Here is a 295-nt window from a genome sequence, read left to right as displayed (position 1 = left end):
GGCTGGAGGGGGATTCGCTTTACTCTCGATCATCCTGATATCTTCTTGATTCAGGTTCGAGCGATGATGAGAGCGAGTGTCGGTCAAAAGAGTGAACTGAAGATCCTTTTACCTATGATCTCCGGCGTGCCTGAATTGGATTCCGCACTCTCTTTGATTGCTCAAGCTTATCATGAGGTGGCGCTCACTCATCCGCGAGTGAAAAAGCCTAAAGTGGGCATCATGCTTGAAGTACCTTCCATGATCTATCTACTGCCGGTGATTGCCAAGCGCATTGATTTTGTCTCTGTGGGGA

At 48.5% G+C, this 295-nt stretch carries 1 protein-coding gene; it reads left to right on the top strand.

All coding sequences use genetic code 11. From position 1 onward, the window contains the following. The coding region (locus AB4585_RS24860; RefSeq protein ID WP_372171420.1) for a putative PEP-binding protein at positions 1-295 on the top strand (295 nt) is incomplete at both ends.

Source organism: Vibrio sp. 10N.222.49.C9, from assembly GCF_041474985.1.
GTDB lineage: Bacteria > Pseudomonadota > Gammaproteobacteria > Enterobacterales > Vibrionaceae > Vibrio > Vibrio crassostreae_C.
This window is presented reverse-complemented; position numbering and strand designations above follow the sequence as displayed.